The organism is Bradyrhizobium sp. (assembly GCF_019242285.1).
Lineage (GTDB): Bacteria > Pseudomonadota > Alphaproteobacteria > Rhizobiales > Xanthobacteraceae > Bradyrhizobium.
Genome location: NZ_JAFAVV010000907.1, coordinates 1 through 6,193 on the forward strand (window position 1 = coordinate 1; position 6,193 = coordinate 6,193).

Genomic DNA, 6,193 nt, shown 5'->3' on the forward strand with positions numbered 1-6,193 from the left:
CACGTCCTCCAGGCGATCGGCCGTGTACTTCACCGAGCGGCCGAGCTTTCGCGCAGCGATGCAGAGCAGGAGTTCCTCGGGATAGAGCGATCCTTTGGAGCCGAAGCTGCCGCCGACGTCGGGCGCCACCACCCGCAACCGGCTGCCGGGAAGCCCGAGCGAGTCCGAGATCGCGTCGCGAACGATGCCGGGAATGTTGGAAGAGGTGTAGAGCGTGATTGCGCCGCGGCGTTTGTCCCATTCCGCCGTGTAGCTGCGCGGCTCCATCGCGAGCGGCGCCTTGCGCGTCATCTCGAAACGGCCGCCGACCCTCACGGCCGCGGCGGCAAGATCGGCTGCGACGTCGCTCTTCTTGAATTCCCGCGCGATCAGCACGTTGGTGCCGGCCTTTTCGTGCAGCAGTGGCGCGTCGGCGGCGAGCGCGTCTTCGCTACACGCGGGCACGCCGAGCGGCTCGTAATCGATCTCGATCAATTCCGCGGCGTCCTCGGCGAGATAGCGCGAGGTCGCGATCACGGCGACGACGGCCTCGCCGACGTAGCGGACCTTGCCTGCCGCCAGCGGCAGGATCGGCGTTGCGTAATAGTTCGGCATCCGCGAGACAGGAATCAGCGGCTTGAACGTGTCGGCGATATTGTCCGCCGTCAGCACCGCGACCACGCCCGGCGCACTCTCTGCCGCCGCGGCATCGATCGCTGCGATCCTCGCATGCGGCTGGTCGCTGCGGCGAAAGGCGACATGGAGCGCACGGTCCGGCTTGCGGTCGGCGCTGTACTCGCCGCGTCCGGTGAGCAGCCGCGGATCCTCGGTGCGCTTGATCGGCGCGCCGACATGGCGCGGCCGCAGCACGTCCTCCGGATGCGCGCGGCGGTCGCTACTCATAACCCTCGGCGCCCTTGCGCAAGCCGTGCCATTGCGCATCGTCATGACCGCAGATGATGGTGGCGCCGGATTTCTCGATCCGCCGCACCTCCTCGTAGGTCTTAAGCTGCGCCTCCTTGTCCACGGTGTTGCGTGGCGGGATGTCGGTGTCGAGGTGCTGCCGCAGGCTGACGGCGTCGGAGGCGAGCAGGAACGGACCGTCGCGGTCGAGATTGACCAGCGCGCCGACCGAGCCCGGCGTATGGCCGGGCAGCGGCAGCAGCACCACGCTTCCGTCGCCAAACAGGTCCTTCTCGCCGGTCACGGTTTCCATCGGCCGGCCCAGATCCCATTCGGCGCGCAGATAGCCTTTGGCTTCGGCACCCTCGACACTGGCCGCTTCGATCTCGGCGGCATGGGCGAGGATCGTCGCCCGCTTGAAGAAGACGTTGCAGCCGCAGTGGTCGGGATGCAGATGCGAGTTGACGACCACGTCGATGTCGTCGGGCGCGAGGCCGACACAGGCAAGGCTCGGCAGCAGCGTCTCCTCCGTGCGCATCAGGGGCTTCATCAGCTTCGCCATCCCGCCCCAGCGCGCCTCGGCATTGTCGACTGCCGACGGATGGCAGCCGGTGTCGAACAGCACGTTGCCCTGCTTGTGCCGGATCAGTGCGCTGCTCACGGGCAGGTCGATCATCTCGCTGCGGTCGGCGTCGGGCAGATAGATGCTTTTCCTCATGCGGACGCGGCCGGCGGCGAGGAAATTCAGCTTCATGATGCAGCCTTCTCCCGGCGTTGGGCCGCGGCGCTGCGGACCGCCGCAACGATGTTCTGATAACCGGTGCAGCGGCAGAGGTTGCCGGACAGGCCCTCCCTGATCTCCTCGTCGCTCGCGAGCGGATATGTCCTGAGCAGGTCCTCGCCCGTCATCAGCATGCCCGGCGTGCAGAAGCCGCATTGCAGACCGTGATGCTCGCGAAATGCGGTTTGCAGCCCGTTCAGCGCATCCGGTGTGCCCAGTCCTTCCACCGTGACGATCTCGCAGCCATCGGCCTGCACCGCCAAGGTCAGGCAGGAGCGGATGCTGTCGCCATCGAGCAGCACCGTGCAGGCGCCGCAGACGCCATGCTCGCAACCGACATGGGTGCCGGTGAGGCCGAGCGTGTCGCGCAGGAAGTCGGACAGCAACAGCCGCGGCTCGACCGCGACCTCCTCGTATCGCTCGCCGTTCACCGTGACGCGGATCGTGGCCATGCTCACGCCTTCGCCGCAAGCGCCGTCGTCAGGGCCCGCTTCGCCAGCACGCCGGCGAGATGCCTGCGATAGTCGGCGGAAGCATGAACGTCGCTGTTCGGCGAAACACTGGCTGAGACGAGCTGGGCGAGCCGTTCCGGCATGCTGCCGTCGATCGCTGCGCCGCGAAGCTGATCCTCGACCATTCTCAGCCGCAGCGGCGTGTCACCGACGCCCATTGCCGCCACGCGCAGATCGTCGAGCACGTCACCGCCGCGCCGGATCGCCACCGCGATGCAGGCCAGCGCAAAGTCGCCGAAGCGGCGCGACATCTCCTCGAAACCCCAGCCGTCATGCGCCAGCAAAGGAAATTCGATCTCGACCACGATCTCCTCCGGCGCGAGACAGGTGGTGAGCGCATCGACGAAGAAATCCTCGGCGGCGATGTGGCGCCGTCCGGAAGCGCCCTGCGCCACGATGGTCGCGCCGTAGAACAGCGCCAGCATCGGCAGCTCGGCGGCGGGATCGGCATGCGACAGGCTGCCGCCGATCGTGCCGCGGTTGCGGATCGCCACATGCGCGACATGGCGCATCGCCGCCTTCATCACCGGCAGCTTTTCGGCGATCAATTGCGAGCGCTCGAGTGCACGGTGCCTGGTCAGTGCGCCAATCGCGATCTTGTCGCCGCGCAGCTCGATGAAGGACAATCCCTCGATGCGGTTGATGTCGATGAGGACGGCCGGCCGCACCATCCTGAAATTCAACAAGGGCACCAGGCTCTGGCCGCCGGCCAGGATCTTGCCTTCGCCATTGGCCGCCACCAGCGCTTCGATGGCGGCCTCGACCGTTGACGGCGCCACGTAGTCAAACGGGGCAGGTTTCATCCGACATGCCCTCCATGGTCGATCTCCATCATCGGCGCCGGAAGCGACGCAGCATCGATGATCCCTTGCGGGGCTGTCAAATCGGGCCCGCCCATTGGGTGTCTCGCCCTCCGGAATTGTCACTTGCATAAGTAGACTTTTGACAGCTTCCCGGTCAAGCCATTCAAGCAGGCACGTGTATTGCTGCGCACGACGGCCACCGGTGTGCAGGTTCGGCTCGCTCCCTGTTCGACACCTTTCAGGGGGAAGTGAAAACGACCAGTGTGCTCAGATGCGATCGCCCTGCTGTTTCGACGGAAACAATCGGATGACCAATCCTTGCTGACGAACCGGCTCCAGGCGAAGCACATAACCTTGGCGGGGCCCCGGTTGGGACGACTCCCGTCACCGCCGCGCCGGAACGACGAAGACCTGGCCGGGATAGATGAGATTGGGATCGCGGATCTGCTTGCGGTTCGCCCGGAAGATGACGGCATAGCGCTCGCCCACGCCGAGCGCGCGGCGGCTGATATGCCACAGGCTGTCGCCGCGGGAGACGGCGACCGTCGCGATCTTCGGTACGACCACAGCCGACGGCGAGCCTCCGTCCGATGGAACGGTCGTCGGCGCAGCAGCGAGCTGCGGCGGGCCTGCCGCGGCAAGCTCCGGCCCGCTGGGCGCAGGCGTCTGGGCCGGCACCGCGCCGGTCGTCGTCTCGGGCACATCGAACGGCACCTCGGCGCGCGCGCGGACCGTGCCGGAGCTTGCCGCCATCTCGTCGAGCCTGACACGGTAGTTGCCGGGCGCAGCGCCTTCGTTGATCGTGATGGCGAGACGTCCGTCCGCACCCGCTGTCGCGGCAGCAACAAAGCTGTCGTTGAGATAGAGCCGCACCGTGGCGCCCGGACGGGCATGGCCGCTGATGGAAAGCTTGCCGCCCGGGCCGATGTCCACCGCATCCACCCTCACCGTCTCCGCAGCATCCGCCGGCTTCGATAGTACGACGGTGGGCTTGTCCGGCGTCATCAGCGCGACGGTCGGCCGGTCCTTGGCGGACTCCAGCGCCACCGCGACGCTTTGTTTCGAGGTGACCTCGCTGCCGTCCGGCCGACGGACGCGCAAGGTCAGGTCGTATGTCCCGCCCGGAAGCGGATGCGGGGTCATGGCGAACTGGCCGGATGGATCGGCGACCACGCGAGCATGCGGCTCGCCATTGCGCAGCAGTTCGACGGTGGCGCCGGGCGTGGCCCGGCCCGCGATCACGGCCTCGCCGTTCGGGTCGATGGTGACGACGTCGAACGCCGGGACGCCGTCATCCGCAGCCGGCGCGGGAGAGGGTCCCAACAAGGCGGCCAGATCATTGGCCTGCCGTTCGGCCGCCGTGAGCGGGGAGGTCCCTCGATCGAGCGCAGCCGGCACCTGCTTCGACACCATCGGTAGCGCGGCGTCAGCCGTGCCGCCCGCCTTCTCGACCTCGGCCGATGGCGCATGACGGAAGAATGGACCGCCCACGAGAAACTGCGCCGCGCCGGCGACCGCAACCATGGCCACCAACGACACGACGATCCGGCTCATCGATAGGCCAAGCAAGACATTCATCGTGAGATATCGTTCGTCGACAGGACATTCGGCTGCCCGAACGGAAATCGCCGAATCTGTCGCAGACACTGCGCACATTCGCGCCGTTCATCAAGCCTGCCGAACGGTGGCCCGCAATACTACCGCTCGATCGGGACGTCGCGGCCAATCAATCGGCGGGCAGTATAGCACTACGGGAGAGCGCCTTGGCCAGGAGTTTCATGTCGTCCGGCCTGCCGCTTGCGATCAGGCGGGCGAACTCGTCGGTCGAAAGCGGCAATGGTGCGGCGGAGACGCGTCGAAACCGCGAACCCAGCAAGCGCGCACCCAAGAACAGCCTGAACCAATCGGAAACTCGCCGCATGTCATAGATCTCGCAACCGGCAGGCCAACGCCGTTCACGGTTTCGTGGTTCCGCCCGGCCGGATGTTATTTTCATGGTTAATGGCGAGACGCGCCGCATCGCTGCTTCGCGATCGTACCGTGGTTCGGCCACTTTGACGAATTCCTGGTCGACGTTGGTTGCCAAATCCCCAACCACGATGGATGCCTCTGAACAAACTCCTTAAGCGCATTTTAATGCCCAAGGCGAAACCTTGACGCGGGGACGAGCAAGCCGGGGTTGGGGAGTTGGCCGTGTTCGATACGATCATCCTGCTGACGGGAGCCGTCGAGCAGGGTCCATTGTCGGCGCTGCTTTGCGCCCACAATCCGGAGCTCGTCGTGCATTCGGCATCGACGCGCGACGACCTGGCCGCATTCGATCCAGCCACGCTCGGGCGGGCCCGGCTGATCGCCTTCTCGAGCCCGGTGATCGTGCAGCCCGATCTACTCGGCGCGCTCGGTTACGGCGCCTATAATTTCCATCCGGGACCGCCGCAATATCCGGGCTGGGCGCCGGCGCATTTCGCGCTCTACGAGAAGGCCCGGGAATTCGGCGTCACGGTGCATCTGATGGCCGAGCGCGTCGACTCCGGGCCGATCGTCGAGACCGCGCTGTTTCAAGTCCCCGCCGAGATCAGCGTGCTCGGCCTCGAAGGATTGGCCTATGCGCATCTGGCGCAATTGTTCTGGCGGCTGTCGAAGAAGCTTGCGACCGACGCGTCGGCGTTGCCGGCCGGCCCCCTGCACTGGAGCTCGAAGAAGAACTCGCGTCGCGGCTACCGCGCGATCTGCGACATCCCGCTCGACATCAGCAAGGAAGAGCTCGATCGCCGCATGCGGATTTTCGGCGCCAACCATTACGGCATGACGCCGACCATCAATCTGCACGGCATCGAATTTCGCGCGGTGGCGAACTGACGCGGCGGTTCATGCCGCCACGACCGGCAGCCGCGCGATCGAGCGCAGGCCCGGGGCCGGCGCCAGCGGATTTCGGCGGGATCGACGGCAAGACGAAGCTTAGGGTGGCGCGTGAACAGCGCCTCGAGCGCCGCCATCGTCTCGATCCGCGCGAGCTGATGGCCGAGGCAGAAATGGATGCCGGTGCCGAACGACAAATGCCGGTTCGGCCGTCGCTCGAGGTCGACTGTCTCCGCATGCGGGCTCGCCTCAGGGTCCGCGTTCGCCGCCACGATCATCGCCATGACCTGCTCGCCCTTCTTCAGCCTGACGCCGTCGAGCTCGGTATCGCGTCGCACATAGCGCGGCTTGGAGAA

7 protein-coding genes and 1 pseudogene are annotated in these 6,193 nt (G+C 66.4%); 1 reads left to right on the forward strand and 7 read right to left on the reverse strand.

From position 1 onward, the window contains the following. The 6 genes from JOY90_RS37285 to JOY90_RS37310 form a co-directional block, all read right to left on the reverse strand. Nucleotides 1–882 (reverse strand): molybdopterin cofactor-binding domain-containing protein (locus tag JOY90_RS37285; RefSeq protein WP_291696085.1); only part of this gene is annotated, 882 nt, incomplete at its 3' end. Further along, a complete protein-coding gene (locus JOY90_RS37290) occupies nt 875–1,636 on the reverse strand; it encodes an N-acyl homoserine lactonase family protein (RefSeq protein WP_291696086.1) in 762 nt (253 codons plus the stop codon). The genes JOY90_RS37290 and JOY90_RS37285, both read right to left, overlap by 8 nt. Beyond that, complete coding sequence (locus JOY90_RS37295; RefSeq protein WP_291696087.1) at nt 1,633–2,115, reverse strand: (2Fe-2S)-binding protein; 483 nt, start codon at nt 2,113–2,115, stop codon at nt 1,633–1,635. Before JOY90_RS37295 ends, JOY90_RS37290 begins: the two co-directional genes overlap by 4 nt. A gap of 2 nt (nt 2,116–2,117) precedes the next feature. Further along, on the reverse strand, nt 2,118–2,978 hold the full coding sequence (locus JOY90_RS37300; protein ID WP_291696088.1) for a xanthine dehydrogenase family protein subunit M: 861 nt from the start codon (nt 2,976–2,978) through the stop codon (nt 2,118–2,120). Nucleotides 2,979–3,362: 384 nt separating this feature from the next. After that, the gene (locus JOY90_RS37305; RefSeq protein WP_291696089.1) at nt 3,363–4,556 is read right to left on the reverse strand and encodes a LysM peptidoglycan-binding domain-containing protein; all 1,194 of its coding nucleotides are present in this window, start codon (nt 4,554–4,556) and stop codon (nt 3,363–3,365) included. A 148-nt stretch (nt 4,557–4,704) separates the two neighbouring features. Beyond that, the gene (locus tag JOY90_RS37310) at nt 4,705–5,076 is read right to left on the reverse strand and encodes a hypothetical protein (RefSeq protein ID WP_291696090.1); all 372 of its coding nucleotides are present in this window, start codon (nt 5,074–5,076) and stop codon (nt 4,705–4,707) included. Nucleotides 5,077–5,171: 95 nt separating this feature from the next. On the opposite strand from JOY90_RS37310, the gene JOY90_RS37315 reads away from it, so the two are divergent. Beyond that, a complete protein-coding gene (locus JOY90_RS37315) occupies nt 5,172–5,837 on the forward strand; it encodes a formyltransferase family protein (protein WP_291696091.1) in 666 nt (221 codons plus the stop codon). A gap of 9 nt (nt 5,838–5,846) precedes the next feature. Here JOY90_RS37315 and JOY90_RS37320 read toward each other — a convergent pair. After that, a pseudogene (locus tag JOY90_RS37320) lies at nt 5,847–6,193 on the reverse strand (cytochrome P450); the annotation flags it as partial.

Excerpts from the sequence above, each read along its gene's own strand:
- JOY90_RS37300 (WP_291696088.1), bottom strand. The coding sequence starts at position 2,978 with ATGAAACCTGCCCCGTTTGACTACGTGGCGCCGTCAACGGTCGAGGCC.
- JOY90_RS37295 (WP_291696087.1), bottom strand. The coding sequence starts at position 2,115 with ATGGCCACGATCCGCGTCACGGTGAACGGCGAGCGATACGAGGAGGTC.
- JOY90_RS37305 (WP_291696089.1), bottom strand. The coding sequence starts at position 4,556 with ATGAATGTCTTGCTTGGCCTATCGATGAGCCGGATCGTCGTGTCGTTG.
- JOY90_RS37290 (WP_291696086.1), bottom strand. The coding sequence starts at position 1,636 with ATGAAGCTGAATTTCCTCGCCGCCGGCCGCGTCCGCATGAGGAAAAGC.